At 67.4% G+C, this 18784-nt stretch carries 14 protein-coding genes; 8 read left to right on the top strand and 6 right to left on the bottom strand.

The window, feature by feature from the left end; genetic code table 11:
- Both OXN85_03525 and OXN85_03520 read right to left on the bottom strand, forming a co-directional pair.
- On the bottom strand, positions 1 to 928 hold a 928-nt coding region (locus OXN85_03525), incomplete at its 3' end, for an FAD-dependent oxidoreductase (protein MCY3599031.1).
- A gap of 142 nt (positions 929 to 1070) precedes the next feature.
- Positions 1071 to 2816, bottom strand: a complete 1746-nt coding sequence (locus tag OXN85_03520; GenBank protein MCY3599030.1) for a M1 family metallopeptidase — start codon at positions 2814 to 2816, stop codon at positions 1071 to 1073.
- 253 nt (positions 2817 to 3069) lie between these two features.
- On the opposite strand from OXN85_03520, the gene OXN85_03515 reads away from it, so the two are divergent.
- The 4 genes from OXN85_03515 to OXN85_03500 all read left to right on the top strand — a co-directional run bounded on the left by OXN85_03515 (position 3070) and on the right by OXN85_03500 (position 5811).
- Entirely contained in the window at positions 3070 to 4518 is a 1449-nt protein-coding gene (locus OXN85_03515; GenBank protein MCY3599029.1) for an amidohydrolase family protein, read from the top strand.
- 124 nt (positions 4519 to 4642) lie between these two features.
- Positions 4643 to 5002, top strand: coding sequence for a hypothetical protein (locus OXN85_03510; GenBank protein ID MCY3599028.1), 360 nt, complete (start codon positions 4643 to 4645; stop codon positions 5000 to 5002).
- A gap of 81 nt (positions 5003 to 5083) precedes the next feature.
- A complete protein-coding gene (locus OXN85_03505) occupies positions 5084 to 5350 on the top strand; it encodes a hypothetical protein (protein MCY3599027.1) in 267 nt (88 codons plus the stop codon).
- Entirely contained in the window at positions 5347 to 5811 is a 465-nt protein-coding gene (locus tag OXN85_03500) for a PIN domain-containing protein (protein ID MCY3599026.1), read from the top strand. The genes OXN85_03505 and OXN85_03500 overlap by 4 nt, the downstream gene beginning before the upstream one ends.
- 11 nt (positions 5812 to 5822) lie before the next feature.
- On the opposite strand, the gene OXN85_03495 is transcribed toward OXN85_03500, so the two are convergent.
- A complete protein-coding gene (locus OXN85_03495; protein ID MCY3599025.1) occupies positions 5823 to 7502 on the bottom strand; it encodes a DUF2357 domain-containing protein in 1680 nt (559 codons plus the stop codon).
- Positions 7503 to 7644: 142 nt separating this feature from the next.
- Complete coding sequence (locus OXN85_03490) at positions 7645 to 10656, bottom strand: hypothetical protein (protein ID MCY3599024.1); 3012 nt, start codon at positions 10654 to 10656, stop codon at positions 7645 to 7647.
- Between the two features lie 121 nt (positions 10657 to 10777).
- On the opposite strand from OXN85_03490, the gene OXN85_03485 reads away from it, so the two are divergent.
- Together OXN85_03485 and OXN85_03480 are read left to right on the top strand one after the other, a co-directional pair.
- Positions 10778 to 11557, top strand: coding sequence for an SDR family NAD(P)-dependent oxidoreductase (locus OXN85_03485; GenBank protein MCY3599023.1), 780 nt, complete (start codon positions 10778 to 10780; stop codon positions 11555 to 11557).
- A gap of 162 nt (positions 11558 to 11719) precedes the next feature.
- Positions 11720 to 12253, top strand: a complete 534-nt coding sequence (locus OXN85_03480; protein ID MCY3599022.1) for a hypothetical protein — start codon at positions 11720 to 11722, stop codon at positions 12251 to 12253.
- 42 nt (positions 12254 to 12295) lie between these two features.
- Here the strand turns inward: OXN85_03480 and OXN85_03475 are convergent, their stop codons facing one another.
- Together OXN85_03475 and OXN85_03470 are read right to left on the bottom strand one after the other, a co-directional pair.
- A complete protein-coding gene (locus tag OXN85_03475; GenBank protein MCY3599021.1) occupies positions 12296 to 13465 on the bottom strand; it encodes a hypothetical protein in 1170 nt (389 codons plus the stop codon).
- 16 nt (positions 13466 to 13481) lie between these two features.
- Positions 13482 to 14552: a branched-chain amino acid aminotransferase gene (locus OXN85_03470; GenBank protein MCY3599020.1), complete on the bottom strand. Its 1071-nt coding sequence runs from the start codon at positions 14550 to 14552 to the stop codon at positions 13482 to 13484.
- 228 nt (positions 14553 to 14780) lie between these two features.
- Here OXN85_03470 and OXN85_03465 point away from each other — a divergent pair, with 228 nt between their 5' ends.
- Together OXN85_03465 and OXN85_03460 are read left to right on the top strand one after the other, a co-directional pair.
- A complete protein-coding gene (locus tag OXN85_03465) occupies positions 14781 to 16313 on the top strand; it encodes an amidohydrolase family protein (protein MCY3599019.1) in 1533 nt (510 codons plus the stop codon).
- A 49-nt stretch (positions 16314 to 16362) separates the two neighbouring features.
- Positions 16363 to 18784: hypothetical protein (locus OXN85_03460; GenBank protein MCY3599018.1), on the top strand; the 2422-nt coding region annotated here is incomplete at its 3' end.

Raw genomic sequence — 18784 nt, 5'->3', positions numbered from 1 at the left:
GGTGATCCGGGCCCAGAGCTGGCCAGCCCGTACAGCCCGGGACGCCGTAGCTCGGCATGTTCGGGAACATGAAACGCCGGTCCGGCACCGCGAAGTAGAAGACGTTGCCCACGGGGATGCGTATCCGGTCCCCGAACAGTTCCGGAAACGTCTTCCCCATCCAGGGCCCCACCGCGAACACGAACGTCGAGGCCGCCAGCGACTCGTCGCCGCCGAGGGTGACGTCGTTCAGCCGGCGACCGTCCGATCCGCCGAGAGCCGCGCGCGCGATCCGGATCTCGCCTCCCTCCATCACGAACCGCTTTGCCACGGATTCGATGGCCCGCCGCGCCCGCACGACCCCCGCGTTCGGTTCATGGAGGCCCAGGGAGACGCCCTCCTCCGTCCGGATCCAGGGCCAGCGGTAGTGGATCTCGTCCACGTCGAGCAGTTCGTAGTCGACCCCGAGCCGGTTCCACTGGGCCATCGTGTCTTCCAGATAGGGGACCATCTCCTCGCGCAGGATGAGATCGCCGGTCTGGTAGAAGACGCGCGGCAGGAGGAGTTCCTGTCCCTCTTCATCCCACTGGATCCAGCGGCGGATGGCCTCGTTGGCCCAGCGATTCCAGACGAAGCCCTCCGGGCGCCCCCCGTAGGAGGACCGGACGCCGCGCGTTTCTCCGCCCGAGGTGGAACGCGAGTTGCCGGGGCCGTAGGCGTCGAGCACGGTCACCGTGGCCCCGAGCCGGACGAGGTTGAGCGCGGTCCAGATCCCGAAGTTTCCGGCTCCGACCACGACGATGTCCGGTGGCTGGCCGGCGCGGCGTCGCACGGGAGCGGAGCGTGGGGGCGGCGGGGCGCCCATGAGGGGGGATGAACCGCCGAGCGACAGCCCGGCAGCGGCCGCTCCGGCCGTCGCGCTCTTCAGGAACTCCCGTCGATCGATCACCAGGTGGAGCGTCCCCTTCCGCAGCGAGTCAATGCGGCCTCAAAGCGCGGCGTCAAAGCTGTCCCGGGCATCGAACTCCGGGCAAGCGAGGCGCCGCGATCACGCACCTCGTAACAACAGGGCGACCGTCCGTCGCGCTGCGCTAACGTCGCTCGAACACCACATCCATGAGCAGCCACGTGTTCGGGTCGAAGACGACGTCGAGCGGCTCCGCGGGAACGGGGATCGTGAACCGACGCTGCCGCCCATCGACATCGATCACCTCGAATCGAGGCGGCCGAACGCCCCCGTGCACTCCGCCCTCGATCGGGCCATCCGGAGGAAGGTGGATCGCGATCTCCGCCGGCATGCGGAACGTGTAGCGTTCGTCCTGCGTTTGCCGGAGGTCGATGTGAACCGCCCCCGCCGCCGCGTCGTAGCTCCAGCCGCCCTCGAACTTCAGCCACCCGCCGCCGTAGAGCCACTGGTCGAAGAACGTCCGCAGGTCGAGGCCCGACGCCTCCTCCATCGCGCGCCGAAAATCGGCCGTCGTCGCGTTCAGGTTCCGGAACTCCCGGTAGTAGTCCTGGATCCCGGCCCAGAACGCGTCATCCCCGACGACCCCGCGCAGCATGTGCAGCACCCACGAGCCCTTCTGGTAGGTTCCCGGCCCGCTCGTAACCAAGCCCATGTCCGAGAGATTGTCGTGAACGATCCGGTAGTCCGGGTTCACCAGCATGAAGTCCCGGATCCGGTCGCGGCTCACCTTCAAGCGCTCGATGAACTCGTCGCGCCCGTACTGGTGTTCGATGAAGAGCAGCGTGAAGTATGTCGCGAAGCCTTCGCTCAGCCAGACGTCATCCCAGTCGTATTCGGTGACGGAATTCCCGAACCACTGATGCGCCACCTCGTGGATGATCACGTTCCGCCAGCGCACGTCCCGCTCGCCGGTGACCGAGGCGTCGCCGTAGAAGATGGCGGTGGCCGCTTCCATCCCGCCTCCCACGCTGTTCGACTGCACGTTCGCCAGCTTCTCGTACGAATAGGGGCCGACCATGTCCGCGTAGAACTCCATCGCCTGCTTCGTCGGCACCGCGAAGTCATGGAAGCCGGCGTCGCGATCCTGCGGGTAGACCCACGTCTGGATCGGCACCCCGTTGTAGTAGTCCACCGTCTGCACGGCGAAGCGCGCCGCGCCAAGCGCGTACAGCCAGGTCGCGATCGGGACGGACTGCTTCCAGTGCGAGCGGCGCGTGCCGTCCAGGAGATCGCTCTCCTCGATGAGGAGGCCGTTGGAGATGACCTGGTAGTGGGTCGGCGCCGTGACGATGAGTTCGCTCGTCGCCTTGTCGTACGGGTGATCGATCGTCGGCAGCCAGTTCCGGGCCTTGTTGGGCCAGTTGTCGCTGAAGAACGTCCGGTCGCCGTGCTTGTTCGGCCCGATGATGAGACCGGTGGCCGGAACGCCCTCGTAACGGACGATGACCTGCCGCCGCTCGCCCGCCTCCGTGGGATTGTCGAGCGCGATAAAGAGCGCGTCGTCCCGGTGCTCGAACTCCAGCGCCCCGTCGGCCCCGGTGACGGCCAGGACCCGCATGCCGTTGCCATCGGCCTTCAGCTCGATCAGGTCCAGCCGCACCTCGTCGATGCCCGCTTCCAGGAAACGGAGATCGATCGTCGCCTCGCCCGCGATCATGTCCGTCTCATCGCTCAGCGTGAGCGCGAACGCGTAGTTGAGCGCATCGATGGCTGGATTCTTCGGATACGTGTCCATCGCCGCCCGTTCCGAAGACGGCCCCTGGGACGGCTCCGGCCCGACCCCGCCGGGTGCCGGAGCCTGGCGAAACCCGTCGAGAGTCGCACCCAACGCGAACGATGAGACCAGCAGCAGCGACAGGGCGTATTTCATCGGCACCTCGTAGAAGCAGTTCCGCGTCCGCCCCCAACCTGCACCCGAGAGTCGTCTCCCCGCACCTCCCCGCCGGTTCCCGTTCGCCGCGCGGACGCGGCCCGGCGCCACCACGGCGATTGACGACCTCCGAGCCCCGTCCCTACGCTCCGGGAGACTACTCCCGGAAGGAGATCCTCCCATGTCGATTCGCCGATCTACCCCCCTACTCGCCATCGGTTTCGTCTTTGGATGGTTGACATCCGCGGAGGTCGTGGCCCAGGAAGCGATAGCCATCGTCGGGGCTGCCGTCATCGACGGGAACGGCGGCGAACCGTTGTCGGACGCGACCGTCGTGGTGGAAGGCGCTCGCATCGTCTCGGTGGGGCCGAGTGCTTCGACCGCGGTGCCCGATGGGGCGCGGGTCATCGACGGGGCGGGGAAGTTCCTCACGCCCGGCTTCGTGGATACGAACGTCCACACGAGCCTCTACGGCGCCGGTTTCGGGAAGCACCGGAAGGAAAACGCCGTCTTCTACTGGGAGCGCGGGGCGCAGATCGCCCTCGAGGCCGCCCAGATGCACCTCAAGCACGGCGTGACGCACGTCCGGGACAGCTACGGCCAGCTCCCGCAACTCATCGAGGTGCGCGACGCGATCGCGGAGGGACGCGAGGTCGGCCCGCGGATGCAGGTCGCCGGCAACATCGTCGGCTGGGGGGGAGCCTTCTCCGTCACCTTCTCCCTGATCGCCGATTCCGATCTGTCCCTGTGGGAGGAGCAGTTCTCCGACCACCTCGCGCAGGGCGCCGGCGAAGACCTCATGGACATGTACCCCGAGGAACTCCGCGTCGCCATCAACGACTACCTCGACAAGGGGGTGGACTTCGTGAAGTACGGGGGCAGCAGCCACTGGTCCTATCCGACCATGATCGGCTTCTCTCCCGAGGCACAGCGGGTGATCGTGGAAGAGACCCACAGGCGCGGACTCTCCGCCGAGACGCACGCCACCAACCCGGAAAGCCTGCGACTCGCCGTCGAAGCGGGCATCGACCTCATCCAGCACCCGGAAGTCCTGGCCGGCCGTCCGTATTCAGAGGCGTTGCTGACGCAGATCCGCGAGCGCGGCGTGATCTGCTCGATGCTTGTGAACACGATCACGGGAGCGGCGTGGGAGCAGCACCTGGCGGACGTCGCGGCCGCCGAACAACGCCTCGCCAACGAGGGGCAGTCCGCCGATTGGGGGCGTCTGCGCAGGCCCGTCGAACGGGAGAAGACATCGTTCGAGCTGCGCCGGGAGCGCAACGCCCTCGGACACGGGAACGCCATGCGCCGCCAGAACGCGAAGAGCCTCATCGACGCGGGCTGCATCGTCACGCTCGGTACCGACAACTTCCCCGCCGCCGACATCCAGTTCCTGCGCGAGCCGAAGCCGATCTGGCAGGAACCCGGCATCGGCACGCTGATGGCCATCGAAGGCCTCGTCGAACTCGGCATGACCCCGTCGGAAGCCATCGTCGCCGGCACCCGCAACGGCGCCCTCGCCGCCCGCAGCCTCGACGACTTCGGCACGATCGAGGTCGGCAAGTTCGCGGATCTCGTCCTCCTGGACGCCAACCCCCTGGACGACATCCGCAACATCCGCCGGCAGGCGATGGTGATGAAGGAAGGAAAGGTGATCGACGTCAACGCCCTCCCCACAAACCCCGTCATGTTCGTCCCCTGACGCTTGGCTTGAAAACGCCCGCCGCTTGATCGCACGTTGATCGACAGCTGGAGGTTCGTGGTGGTCGAGGCTTCGGCCCGGTGGGCCGCGTGCCGCACGGAACCTCCAACGGGAGTCGTCACAGATGGGGCTGGACGTGATCATCGGACTCGTCACCATATTCGCGGCCATCGTCGGCATCGGCGTGGCGTTGTTCAGGCTCACGGGGAAGCTCGGAGACGAGATCAAGAGCGCCCGGGACGAGCTTCGGGGCGACATCAAGGGTGTTCGCGACGAGCTTCGCGACGAGATCAAGGGTGTGCGCGGCGAGATGGCGACCGGGCGCGACGAGCTTCGAGGCGAGATTAGGGGTGTGCGCGCCGAACTCGGCGGCCGAATCGACGCGGTCGCCGCCGAACTGGCCAAGACGCGCATAGCGGTGGCAAGGCTGGAGGGCAGCGTGTTGGGTGTTCCGCTGCCGGACACCGGCACGGATCCGGCCTGACCGGTCGACGAGATTTCGTCCGATACGCCATGGGGCACGGTATTGCTGGACCATATCGCCTGATATGGGTAGTATGGGAACATGAAGACGACGGTCGATATCCACGACGAGTTGCTGCTGCGGGCCAAGCGTTTCGCCAAGCATAACGGCCGTTCCCTGCGGTCCGTGGTCGAGGAGGGCCTCCGGCGTGTCCTGTCGGTCGAGGCGGCGCCGGACGAGTACCGCCTCCCGGACTTGAGCTACGGGGACCCCTCGGGCGAGGATCCGCTCGCCGCGTACTCGTGGCAGGATCTGTCGGAGATGATCTACGAGTCCGGCAGGGTCTACGAGCACCCGGACGTTCTGTGATCGCGGTCGATACCAACATCCTCGTCTACGCGCACCGGCGGGAGTCGCCCCTGCATGAGTCGGCGAAGGCTTTGGTGGGGGCGCTGGCCGAGCGCGACGGCGCGTGGGCCATTCCCTGGCCCTGCTGCTACGAGTTCATGGGCATCGTCACAAACCGCCGCATCTGGCATGAGGCGGCAAGCCCGCCCGACCGCGCCTGGGCCCAGCTTCGCGCGTGGGCCGAGTCCCCCTCGTGCCGTCTGCTTGCAGAAACGGAGACGGAGGAGTTCCTCGATCTCTTGCAGCGCTTGGTCACGCGACCCCGAGTCCGCGGACCGCTCGTCCACGATGCGCGCGTTGCCGCCATTTGCCTCGCCCACGGCACCGACATCCTCCTCACCCGAGACCGCGACTTCGCGCTCTTCCCCGAACTCACGGCGCGCGACCCGTGGCGAATGGACCCCGGCGGGCGCACCGACTGATCGTTCGGCTGCTACGCGAGAGTGGCCGAGGAGTCGGCTTCGGGTGCGCCGAACCCACGGAGGGCCGTATCGGCGGGCCGACCCAACAAGCTCTCGACCGTCGCTGCCGCAGCGCCGTGAATGTCCGCGCCGGATGTATCGTCGACCCTTGGCGCGAACGGGATGGCGCCCACGCCCTGTATTGAGTCCGGAAGTTGCCTCGGTCCGGCGGCCACCGCCGCCGACCCCGACACGCCGCCGCCCTCCCGCCCTCCGGAACATTGAGGAGCCTCGAAGAAGCGGAACTCGGAGCCGGGATACAGGATCCAGACCGAGCGCGCGTCGTGGATCGCGTCCCGGTACGTGTGCATCTTGTACAGGTCGCCGCGCTGGAAGTCCCCCTTCCGTTCGCCCGCCTTCGTGTCCGCTTCCCCCTCGTCCGATGCATCGAGACCCGCGTCACTCAGCGTCCGGACCGTGAACTTCGCGTCGAGCAGGTGAAGACCGGCGTTGGGACCCGTGGGCACATACAGCGCGATGTCCGGCCGTAGCGGCATCGAATAGGAGTCGCGCGGCGGCTTCCGGGAACGGGAGAAGGAGGGGTTGTACTCCAACCGAACCCCCCCGGTCCATGAGAACGTTTGGCCCCACCTCAGGGCGACGCCAAAATCGCCGGGTGACGTCGCCGCACGCTTCGCGGGCGGTCCGATGAGGCCCGAAATAAGCTCGGCAAGCCGGTAGTATGTCCACAGCTCGTACAGGTGGGCGATATCCTTGAGTTCCAAGAGATTGCGCAGTTGCTCCCCGTCCAGAGGGATACGGGGCGCGAGCCGGATCTTGGCGAAGTGCCGCAGCACGTGCCGGTAGCCCCGCCGCCGCTGGAGGACGGTCGAGGAGAAGGGGATCGCGGTCATGGCGCCCACCTCTCCCCACATCGAGTGGCGCACGACCGGCATCAACCGCGCGTCCATACGGTCGCAATCGGCGAGGAGGGTGCGCTCGAAAGCCCTCCGCCCGTCCACGACCCTCGACCGGACGCGGCCGATGACGCCCTGCGCCTGCCCGATGAACCCCTTCACGAACCGGTTCTCCGGCGTGTCGATGGTGGGACGGATCCGCCGCTCCGACACCTCTTCCGGAAGCCGTCCCCCCAGTCCCTCGGCGAGTTGCGCCGCTGCGGGGGAGAGCGTGGGGGCGTGTATCTCCGCTCCGGTGCGCGTCACCAGGTCGAGCAACGTGCGCGAGTCCACGCGCGTGAGCGCGTCGATCCGGACTTCTCGCCGCTCCGTGCGCCAGTGCCGGTGCGGTGCCCGCTGGATCAGCTCAAGCGCCGGAATCAGCCGCTCGTCGGAATCGGCCCGCTCGGAGAGGAGGATGTGACGCAGATAGACGAAGGCGTGGTAGAGCACCTCGTCGGGCGGGGGCGGTCCGCTCGTGTAGGGAGACGAGCCAGGGTCGCCGGCCGCGAAGGGAAGACTCGTGGCGAGACGGGTCAGATCAGCGAGCAGCGCCTCGAACGCCGCCTCTCCCAGCTTCCCGGTGTACAACTCGATCTGGCCCAACCCGGGTAGGTCCAGCACGCCCACCGAGTTGACGAGGTTGAGGACGAGCACGCTCCCGGCCCACTCGCATGAGGCCGATGGAAGAACCGCCTTGATCGCCACCAGATCCGCCCGAGTGCCTTCGACCGCCCAGCGCCGCTCGCTCTGCAACCGCCACCGCCCGTCCTCGCGTGAAGGCCGGTCGCCAGCACCATACGCCGTGATGCTTGGAGTCTCGCCGGTGGCTGCCGACCCCGATGCCGCGACTCCCGTCTCGAGACTCTCGCCAGGGGCGATCACTCGTCGAACGCGATCACTCGATGAAGGACGTGAAGCCGCGCTGATTCAACCGCCGCAGCATCCGCCAGACCTTGGCCGCCGTGCGCGGGAACTCTGGATCGGGACCCTCCGCAGCCCCATCGCTGGCGTCGGTTCCGTTCTCGGATCCCGCCCCCTCGGTCCCGCCTGCCGATCCGTCCGCGTCGCCCCGAGACGTTCCCGCGGGAACGCGGGAGGCGCTCCCTCCCTTGGGCCTCAGCCGTCCGTTCACGACCGTCCATTCGTCGAGCCGGACATCGGCATCCCCGCGCTTCCGCTCGCGACCGTGCACGGCGAAGTCGAACAGCCGTTCCAACAGGGACTCCAGTTCCTGCTGCGTCCCGTGAAACTTCGGCAGCACCTTCTGGAGCAGAGCGAGATCGAACGCGGCCTTCACGGACTCGTCCCCGTTCGCCGCCTGTTCCCGCGCGAGGTTGACGAAGCGAGCGATCTCGTTCGCTACCCGATACCCGAAGTGCCGGTGCTCCTCCTCCAGGATGGCGTGCAGAGCCATGAGGATCCGCGTGTAGCGTCCACCGGCGATCTCGGTGAACTCAAGCCAGTCGCACCGGTCTGGCTTCTCGTAGGGCGTGAAGCGAAGCGCTCCGTCCCTCCCCGCGGACAAATCGAGGTTCCCGGACTCGCTGCTTGCGACTCCATCCGTGTAGCCCTCGAGGTCGACCTGGTCGAACTCGATCGTGAACGCTCGGTCGAGCACCTTGGGGCTGAACATGTAGGTCGTCTCGTCCACGTTCACCGTGCCGGTGAAGAAGACGTTCTTCGGCACCCGGAGCTGCCGCGGCACGGGAACCCCCGACTCCGCCGAACCGTCCTCGATCGCCTCGTCACCATGGAGCGGGATCGGTTCGTCCGATTCAAGGGCGGAAAGGAAGTCGGAGAAATAATGCTCCACGCGGGCGAGGTTCATCTCGTCCAGCACGACGAAGAAGGGATGCGGGGGCCTGTCGTCCTCCTTCTTGGCTCTCGCCTCCTCGTCCCGTGCCTCGAGAAGGAGCGAGAGGAACGGCGTCATGGAGTACGCGCCGGTGATGGGGTTCAAGTACCCCAGCAACCCCCGGTTGTCCACCCAGTCCGGCCGCACCGGCACGACCTCGTAGCGTTGCTGCCGTCGCTCATCCGATCCACCGAGTCCCGCAGCACCGGAGGACGGTCCATCCTTGACCCTCCACCACAGGGAGTCGAGAGTCCAAAGGTCGATGTCGAGGTCCTCGGCCAACTCAAGTAGCCGGTTATTGACACTGATATAGCAATCGGCGAAGCCGGCCGACGGGCCCACGTTCGGCCACAGATCGAGGGTCTTCAGCGCGTGCTCGGCAACACTGTTGAGTACTCCGTACCGATCTGGGAAGCGAATCAACAGGAGGGGCGTCAGCGTCGCCCTCCCCAGGCCGTTCACGAGCGGGGTTCCAGAATCAGGCCTCAGTTCCTGTAGCCGTCTTCGGAGCGGTCGAGACTCGTCAAACAGGATACGAAGGGCCGAACGTAGGGCGTCCATGTCTTCAGTGAGTCTTCCGCCGTATCGCGCTATCCCCGTCCAGTGCTTGTTGTTCTCGTAGCGAAGGAAACTCTTGAACTCCCCCGCGGTCAGCTCTGAAAGGTGTTCGTCCGAGAAGATCGGCTGAAACCTCCCGATCACCTCCTCCTTGGCCCCCACGATCTGTGACAGTTCTTCGTCTTCGCTGGGCGAGATTCTGTTCAGGATTTGTCGGAGCGCCGGCTCGCCCGTCAGCCGCTCGGCTGGGGCGACATGACGGGCGATTCCTTTCGCGATCTGCGTCTTACCCGTGCCCGAGATGCCGGTGAGAATCGCGAACCGCTTGGTCTGCAGGGCAAGGACGTAGTTTGCGACGGTTTCCGTCGGAAAGAGCAGTCCCCTCGCCTCGAGGGATTCGACGAGGTCCCGAAACTGCGGTCGACCGGGTCCGGCCGTTGACTCCTGATCGGAACCCCGCGGGCCATCCGCGCCCGGACTGGTACGGTAGCCAGGGTAAGGCAGCGCGAGCCCGAGTTCGCGGTTCAGGAAGTCGATCACTTCGTCGGAGTGCGATCTGTGGTATGCGTTCTTTCGGTGCGGTGAAGCCGTGAGGGCGGCATGGTGAGCGTCCTCCAGGGACCCCCACATGTCAACGGCTGCCTGCCAGTCCAGCTCGTAGTTGTGCGCTCCCGGGATTCTTGGCCTGGCCCACGAGTGGAGAGTCCGGTCCTCCAGCGCGTGCCGGACCTCCGCCTCCAGTCGGTCGGGCAGGAGGAGTACCCGCACCCGATCCTCATGAAGCCGGATGGCGCAGGCATTGCTGACGTTGAGCGCTACGTAGGTACCGCCCTTGTCCACCGTCGTACCCCAACCGGCGGGGCTTTCCGCGTTCGCCACTTCGATGGATCTGGCGGTCGCACGGAGAATCGCCCTGCCGTTGTCGGATGCGGTGTACGCCTGCAGTAGCGGCACCGGAGGCTCGGCCCCCGCGGCCCCGCCCGGACCCGCACGATGGATTGGGTAGGGCAACTCGCGCTCGAGCTTGAGTTCGCGGTTGAGGAAATCGATCAGAGCGTTGGCCTCGGGGTTCTCCGAGCCGGTACGTGGTCGCTTGAATTGAAGCACTTCGTGGTGGGCCGCTTCGACCGTTCCCCAGACCTCGACCGCCTTCGGCCAGTCCAAACTGTAGCGCATGGAACCGGGCACCTGCTCGAACGGTCCATCTTTCTTGCGAGCCGACCTCTCAAGGACTTCCCGATCATCATCGCTCAAGGACCCGGGCAAGAGGTGGATCTCCACCTCGTCGCGGAGGAGGATGATCGCCTGAGTGCGGCCGATTCTTAGGGTTACCGTCCAGCCGCCATGATGACGCGCGGTTAGGCTCCAGCGCCTACGCTCGAACTGGTTCGCTACCCGAATCGACTCGGCCAGCCTGGTCAGAATCACTCTGCCGTCGGCGTCCGCCGCGTAGTGCTTCAGGAGCTCGATGCCTTCGGTTTCCTTCTCGATCATGGCGCCGTCTTGGCTGGGGGTGTCGGATTTGGCGTCAGAACATGCCCGTACCGAGGTAGGTCGGCCACACCCAAAATGAGGGGGGTGGCGAGCGACGTGGACGTCCGGTAGAGTCTCGCGCATGGATCTGAAACTGAAGGGGAAGGTTGCGGTCGTCACCGGCGGGAGTCGGGGGATCGGCCTCTACATCGCACGGGCGCTGGGGGCGGAGGGCGCGCGGCTGGCGCTGTGCGCGCGCAACCGGGACCCGCTCGAGTCGGCGGCCGAGTCGCTGCGGGCCGATGGTGTGGCCGACGTTCTTACCGTGGCCTGCGATATCGCCGAGGAGGGTGGAGCGGCGCAGCTCGTCGAGGCGGCGGTCGACCGTTACGGGGCGCTGGACGTGCTCGTGAACAACGTCGGGGGCAACCGGCGCGGGAAGTTCGAGGAGACGAGCGACCAGGACTGGCTCGACATCCTCCAGCTCAACGTCCTGTCGGGCTTTCGGGCCAGCCGGCTGGCGATCCCCCACATGCGCGCGGCGGGCGGCGGGTCGATTGTCTTCGTGTCGTCGGTCTTTGGGCGCGAGAAGGGCGGGCCGGGGCTGTCCATCTACAACACGACGAAGACGGCGCTGATCTCGGCGGCCGGGATCATGGCGCTGGAACTCGCCAAGGACGGCATCCGCGTGAACTGCGTCGCGCCCGGCTCCATCCAGTTCCCCGGCGGGAGCTGGGACAAGCGGGTGAAGTCGGACCCGGAGGGGATGCGGAAGTTCGTGGACGCGAACCTGCCGCTGGGACGGTTCGGGCGGGCCGACGAAGTGGCGGACGTCGTGACGTTCCTGGCCTCCGAGCGCGCCAGCCTGATCACCGGCGCCTGCATCGCCGTGGATGGGTCGCAGGGCCGCTCGCTCGTCTGACCGCAGCTGCCGGAACCCCGGCGTCGAGCACTTTCCGGTTGAGGCGACGCCCGCTTGATCCCACATTGATCGCTGCCCGGAGGTTGGTGCTGAAACGGCACGCGACCGTCGCGTCGCCGCCGCACGGAAACCTCGACGGGAGCCCTGAAGATGGGATTGGACGTGGCCGGAATCATCACCTTGATGCTGACCATCATCAGCGTGGGCGCAGCGGTCGGCGCTTTCACCCACGCCGCCATCCGCAAGCTCAGCGGCGAGATGAAGGAAATGCGCGGCGAGATGAAGGGCCTCGAGGAAGGGCTGCGCGGCGAGATGAAGGGCCTCGAGGCACGGCTTCGGGGTGAGATGCACGGTGTGCGCGACGAACTCCGAGCTGAGATAGCCAGCGTGCGCGACGAACTCCGAGCTGAGATAGCCAGCGTGCGCGACGGACTTCGAAGCGAGATACGCAGCGTGCGCGACGAGCTTCGAAGCGAGATACGCAGCGTGCGCGACGAGCTTCGGGGCGAGATACGCGGTGTGCGCGCCGAGCTTCGGAGCGAGGTGCGGGGCGTGCGCGACGAGCTTCGGGGCGAAATCGCGGGGGTGCGCACCGAACTCCGCGGGGTCGAGGGCCGGCAGACCGGTCGCGTGGCTCGCCTCGAGGACAAGGTGTTCGGAGTCCCACTTCAGGACCCCGCCGCCGGCCCGGCCTAACGCCGCTGCCGGGGTTTCGGCGCGGGACTTCGCCGCAGGCTGCTAGGCGAAGCGGACGAGCTTCACGTCGAGGTCTCGGGTCGTTTCCGCCGGGGCTCGCCACTGGATCAGGATGGGGCTCTGGTAGGTTCCCCACGGGATCTCGCCGTTTCCGTCCCCGTCCCGGTCGATCACGGGCAGGCTGATCTCCCGCCTCAGACCCTGGAAGCGGCGCACCGGGAGCGCCAGCGCCCGGTTCAGCACCCGCGCGATCACGGACTCGTCCACGCCGATCCGCTCCAGGACCCGATTCATGATGTGGACGGCCTCCACCGTGGCGGTGTCGATGACGGGGCCGGGAGAGGTGCGCAGCACGGTCGTGCCCAGCTTCGCGACGTTGAGCGCTTTCCCCGACAGCCGCAGCGCCTTCCCCGGCAACCGTAGCGCCTTTCCCGGGAGCGAGAGCGGCGTTCGCAGGATCTCCCTGCCCTGATCGGCCATGAATCGCAGGGGGCTGAGAAGCGCGCCGCGGAGGTCCCGCGTCATCAACAGGGGCTCGAACTCGTTGACCGTCAGGCTGGCGTTGGTCTCCTCCGGCGCAAGCGAGACATCGAGCCGCCCGAAGGAGACCCCGTGCTCCTCGACCAGATCCTGGAGCCGGTCCACGAAACCGGCCCCCGGCTCCCTGAGGTCGATGGCATCGATGGCCCGCGGCGAGGCTTCGACGCTCAACTGGGTTTGGGCCACGACTTCCTCCGAACCGTAGCCCACGACCGTCGTCCGCCGGTTGCGCGTGCCGCCCCTGTGGACGCCATCGAGGTCGACGAACCAGACCGGTCGGCCCTCTTCGTTGTCGTACGATGCGGCGCTCTGGAGCCCGGCGCCGATGAACGTCAGGTGCGAGTCCGCGTTCTCCGGCTCCGTCGCCTTCTGTTCCTCGGACAGTTCGGTCCGCAGCTCGAGTTCATCGTGCTCGTATCCGGCGTTGGGCGGGAAGATCTCGTGGAAGACCTTGATGTACTCCCGCAGCCTCTTCCGGTCGTAGCCGAGCCGCTGCGCCAGCCGCTGGTCCAGGTATCCCGCCGTCGTATGGTGGGAGATGTAGAGCGCCTTCGGATACCGGGCGAACTCGGCTCCGAACTCCTCGGACAGCCTCGCGCGCACGTCGATGAAGTCGGTGCGGGACGCGGGTCTGATCCCGAGGGTGGCCTTGAACGGGGGATCCGAAGACACGCTTACAACGCCTTCCCTAGGGTCGCCACAGCCAACCGTGGCGATCTTCGATCCGCCCGGTCTGTATGCCGTGGAGTTCCGCCTTGAGCCGCGCCGCGAGGGAGTCGGGGCGCTGCGGAAGCAGAATGTCCGTCCCGTCGAGGCCGAGGCGGTCGATCGGCTGGACCGTGGCGGCCGTGCCCGAGCCGAACGCTTCGTCCAGCGTGCCGGCGGCGTGCGCCTCCAGGAGTTCGTCCACGGAGATGCGGCGCTCCTCGCACGGGATGCCGAAGTCCGCGCACAGCCGGATCAGGGAGTCGCGCGTGACGCCCGGGAGGATCGTCCCCTCGAGCGGAGGCGTGATCGCGGTCCCGTCGATGACGAACCACATGTTCATGACCCCGCACTCCTCGACGTACCGGCCCTCGTGGCCGTCGAGCCAAATCACGTTGTCGTATCCCTGCGCCTGCGCCTGCTGGGAGGCGAGCATCGTCGGTCCGTAGTTGGCCGCGGGCTTGTGGCCGCCGGTGCCGCCCTTGAACGCCCGCACGAACTTGCGCGTGGCCACGAGGCTGACCGTTTCAGATCCGGTGAAGTAGAGCCCGACGGGCGCCGTCATCAGGACGTACCGGAACGAGCGGCCCGACACGACGCTGAGCGTCGGATCCGTGCTGAAGTAGCTGGGGCGGATGTAGAGCGCGCCCTGGTCGGCCCGGGGCAGCCAGCCGCGGTCCACGTCGAGCAGTTCCCGCATCGCGTCGAAGAACAGGTCCCTCGGGAGTTCCGGCATCACGAACCGGGCCGCCGTGCGGTTGAACCGCTTCTGGTTCATGTCCGGCCGAAAAACCGCGAGGTCACCCTCCGGGGTCATGTGCGCCTTGAATCCCTCGAACATCGAGACGGCGTACTGAAGTCCCTTCGAGCTCGGGTAGATCGGCATCGGGCCGTAGGGCCGGATCTCCGCGTCCGTCCATTCGCCGTCGATGTTGTCGGCCACGAACATGTGGTCCGACCAGATCGACCCGAACGGAAGGTTGTCGAAGTCGACGGATTCGAGCCGTGAGCGCTCGACGTGTCTGAGGGGGAATCTCGTGGTGATCGTCGCCATTATCTCTCGCCTGTAGTCAGTCGTCTGTAATCGGTCGTCGCCGGTTTGCCCATCGATGCCGCGCCACGCCCCTGGCGGAGTCCGGGATGGGCAGGATGCGACAGCCTAACGCGGACTGTCCCGCCCTGCCAACTGATGGCGGCCCCTCCGGAGCGGCGGCTACTCGCGGGCCGAGCAAGCTGTTAGTCTCAATTTACGCACGACCCGCTGAAACGAGGAGGTTCCCGCATGTTCCGCGCCCCCCGTCGCGCTCTCTCCGTCGCCGCAACGCTCGCCTCCCTCGCCGTCCTCCTCCCGAGCGGGTCGCTGCTGGGCCAGGCGACCGCGATCGTCGGCGCGACCCTCGTCGATGGGAACGGCGGCCCGCCTCTCACCGATGCGACCGTTGTCGTGGAAGGGGATCGTATCGCCGCCGTCGGTCCGCGTGCGGAGATCGAAGTGCCGGATGGCGCGCGCGTCATCGACGGCGCCGGCAAGTTCGTCACGCCCGGCTTCGTGGACACGAACGTACACATCTCTCTGTATGGCGGAGGCAACAAGGATCGGAAGGAGAGTTCCGTCTTCTACCGGTTGATGGGACCCGAACTCACGCTCGAGGCCGCGCAGATGCACCTCAAGTTCGGCGTTACCCACCTTCGGGACAGCTACGGCGCGCTCCCCGAACTCCAGCAGGTGCAGGACGCCATCGCCTCGGGCAAGGCCATCGGGCCGCGGCTCCAGGTCGCCGGCAACATCGTCGGCTGGGGCGGGCCCTATTCGATCACCTTCGCCCTCATCCCGGAGGACGACCTCTCGCTCTACGAGGAACAGTTCTCCGACCACATCGCCCAGGACGCGGGCGAAGATTTGATGGATCTGTATCCCGAGGAACTGCGCGTGAGGATCCGCGAGTACCTCGACAAGGGGGTGGATTTCCTCAAGTACGGGGGGACGAGCCACTGGGCGTTTCCCACTCTGATCGGGTTCTCGCCGGAGGCCCAGCGGGTGATCGTCGAGGAGACGCACGCCCGGGGCCTGCTCGCGGAAACCCACTCCACGAGCCCGGAGGGGCTGAGGCTCTCGGTTGAAGCGGGGATCGACCTCATCCAGCACCCCGAGGTGCTCGCGAGCCGCGAGATATCGGACGCGCTCGTCCAGCAGATCGTCGACCGCGGCATCGTGTGCTCGATGATCGTGAACACGATCACCGGTCCCGCCTGGGAGAACCACTTGGCGAACCGGGCGGTTGCCGAGGAACGCCTGGCCCGCGAGGCGGAGGGGGCCCAGGCGCGCGAGTGGGGGCGGTTGCGGCGTCCCGTGGAGCGGGAGAAGACGAGCTACCAGATTCGCCGCGAGCAGCGGGCGCTGGGATACGGGACGGAGATGCGCCGCCTGAACGCGCGGAAGCTGATCGACGGCGGGTGCATCACCACCCTCGGCACGGACAACTATGCGGGCGTGGCGCCGGAGTACGGACGCGCGCCCAAGCCCATCTGGCAGGAGCCCGGCATCGGGACGATCCTCGCCATCGAGGGTCTCGTCGAACTGGGGATGACGCCGGGCGAAGCGATCGTCGCCGCCACGCGCAACGGCGCCATCGCGGCGGGCGCGCTCGACGAGTTCGGCACGATCGAAGCCGGCAAGCTCGCCGACCTCCTCGTGCTCGACGCCGACCCGCTCGCCGATATCGCGAACATCCGGCAACAGTCGGTCGTCATGGCCGCCGGCAGGATCATCGATGTCGACGCGCTGCCGACCGAACCCGTCTACTTCAAGCGTTGAACTCATGAAACTCCGAGAACTCACGAAACTTCCGAAACAGGAGCGTCGGATGCGTCCGGTCTCTGATTCATCCCGTCCTCACGTCCGTCTCCGCCGCCGGTTCGTACTCGCGGTCGCCTTTCTCCTCGCGCCCGCCGCGCTGGCCGCCCAACAGGTCAAGCCGGGGCTGGATCACGAGGACACGTACCGCTGGAACTCCATCGGCGGCCGCACGATCTCGGCGGACGGCGCCTGGCTCGCCTACATCCTGACGCCCTGGGATGGCGACCCCACGCTCGTGGTCCTGCGCAGCGACGGCTCGGCGGAACGCCGCTTTCGGGGTCGCTCGCCCTCCTTCACGCGCGACTCCCGGCACCTCGCCTTCCGCGTGCCGCCGGTGAAGGCGGTGGTGGATTCGCTTCGCCTGGAAGGGAAGCGCGGGGACGACCTGCCCGGCGACTCGCTCGCCGTCGTGAACTTGGCCGAAGCGTTCGCGGACGGCGCCGGAGATGACGGCGGAGTCCGGCGCGCAGGCCCGATCGATTCCTTCCGGGTCCCGCCGGATGGGGGCGCCTTCGTCGCGTACCTCCTGTCGGAGAATCCCGAGGAAGAGGAGGAGGAAGAGGCCGAGGAGGAAGAGGAGGAAGCCGCTGAGGAGGAGGCCGAGGAAGCGGAGGAAGAGGGTGAAGAGGAAGAGGAGGAGCGCTCCGCCGAGTACGAGAAGCGGCACGAGAAGGACGATGGAACGCCGCTCGTGCTCCTGAATCTCGACACGGGCGAGGAGCACAGCTTCGCCGACGTCGTCTCCTACACGGTCGCGGACGCGGGGAACGGGCTCGCGTACGTGGCCTCCACCGAGGACGAGGGCGGGGACGGGATCCATCTCGTGAATCCGGCGAGCGGCGAGAGCGTGGAGGTGCTGGCTGGAGAGGGCCACTACGAGCAGGTCGCTTTCGACGAATCGGGCGAGCGCCTCGCCTTCCTCAGCAACGTGGACGAGTGGGAGATGGACCAGCCGTCCTTCGCGCTTTATCGGTCCGATGGCGGGGCGGCGGAGAAGGTCGCGGACCACGAGACGGCCGGCGTGCCCGCCGGCTGGTGGATCAGCGAGAACGGGTCCGTCTCCTTCAGCGAGGACGGGGATCGTCTCTTCTTCGGCACCGCGCCGCGTCCCGAGCCCGAGCCCGACGAGGAGATCCTCGACGCGGACCGCGTGACGCTCGACATCTGGAACTGGCGCGACCCGTACCTGCAGCCGATGCAGCTCGTGCAGGCGAACCGCGAGCGCAACCGGTCCTATCTGGCGGTGGCGCACGAGGGCCGGGACGCCGTCGTGCAGTTGGGCACCGCGAGCATCCCCGACGTGTCGCGCCCCGAGACCGGCATGAGCGACTACGTCCTCGCCACGACCGACGTGCCGCACCGCCAGAAGATCTCGTGGGACGGGCGCTACGAGGATGCCTACGCGGTGGATGTTCTGACCGGCGAACGCCGCACGATCGTGGAGGCGGTGCGCGGCTTCGGGGGCGCCAGCCTCTCGCCGGATGGGACGTACGCGTACTGGTGGGATGAGAGGGACCGGGACTGGAAGGCCGCGCCGATGGACGGCTCCGGGCCCGCGCGCAGCCTGACCGGCAGCCTTCCGGTCGCCTTCTACAACGAACTCGACGATCACCCGCAGGGCCCGCCCCCCTACGGCGGCGCGACGTGGGTCGAGGAAGACGCCGCCATGCTCGTGTACGACCGCAACGACGTGTGGCGCGTCGACCCGAGCGGCGACGAGCCCGCCGTGCGTCTCACGGATGGAAGGGCAGCCGACCTCCGCTACCGCGTGCAGCGCGTGGCCGAGGGCGGAGGCGGCAACTTCTTCGGTTTCGGCTTCGGGGGTGGTGGCGCGGGCGAGGGCATCGAGGAGGGCGAGGTCCTCTTCTCCGTGTTCGACATGGGCACGAAGGCGTCCGGGTTCGCGCGCGGCCGGACGGACGAGGCGGGCCGGGTGGAGGAGCTGGTCATGGACGACGTGCGCTACGCGGCGCCGACGAAGGCGGAGGACGCCGAGCGCTACGTGTGGACGCGGCAGACGTTCGTCGAGTTCCCCGACCTGTGGGTCGGCGACGCCGACTTCGGGAACGCGCGCAAGGTGAGCGACGCGAACCCGCAGCAGGCGGAGTACCGCTGGGGGAGCGCCGAACTCGTCCACTGGATGTCGAACGACCGCACGCCGCTCGACGGCATCCTGATCAAGCCGGACGGCTTCGACCCCGCGCAGCAGTATCCGCTCATGGTCTACTTCTACGAGCGCATGTCCGACGGGCTGCACAGCTACCAGCCGCCGCTGCCGAACCGGGCGTCGGTCCGCTTCTCCTTCTACGCGAGCCGCGGCTACGTCGTGTTCGTCCCCGACATCCCGTACGAGATCGGCTATCCCGGCGAGAGCGCGCTCGACGCCGTCGTGCCCGGCGTGCAGACGCTCATCGCGCAGGGGTTCATCG

This window comes from Candidatus Palauibacter australiensis (assembly GCA_026705295.1).
GTDB lineage: Bacteria > Gemmatimonadota > Gemmatimonadetes > Palauibacterales > Palauibacteraceae > Palauibacter > Palauibacter australiensis.
The sequence above is the reverse complement of the archived record's forward strand: the minus strand, read 5'-3'. Positions and strand labels throughout refer to the sequence as shown.

Coding starts and splice junctions, on each gene's coding strand:
- OXN85_03470 (MCY3599020.1), bottom strand. CDS start 14,552: ATGGCGACGATCACCACGAGATTCCCCCTCAGACACGTCGAGCGCTCA.
- OXN85_03520 (MCY3599030.1), bottom strand. CDS start 2,816: ATGAAATACGCCCTGTCGCTGCTGCTGGTCTCATCGTTCGCGTTGGGT.
- OXN85_03505 (MCY3599027.1), top strand. CDS start 5,084: ATGAAGACGACGGTCGATATCCACGACGAGTTGCTGCTGCGGGCCAAG.
- OXN85_03485 (MCY3599023.1), top strand. CDS start 10,778: ATGGATCTGAAACTGAAGGGGAAGGTTGCGGTCGTCACCGGCGGGAGT.
- OXN85_03510 (MCY3599028.1), top strand. CDS start 4,643: ATGGGGCTGGACGTGATCATCGGACTCGTCACCATATTCGCGGCCATC.
- OXN85_03465 (MCY3599019.1), top strand. CDS start 14,781: ATGTTCCGCGCCCCCCGTCGCGCTCTCTCCGTCGCCGCAACGCTCGCC.
- OXN85_03490 (MCY3599024.1), bottom strand. CDS start 10,656: ATGATCGAGAAGGAAACCGAAGGCATCGAGCTCCTGAAGCACTACGCG.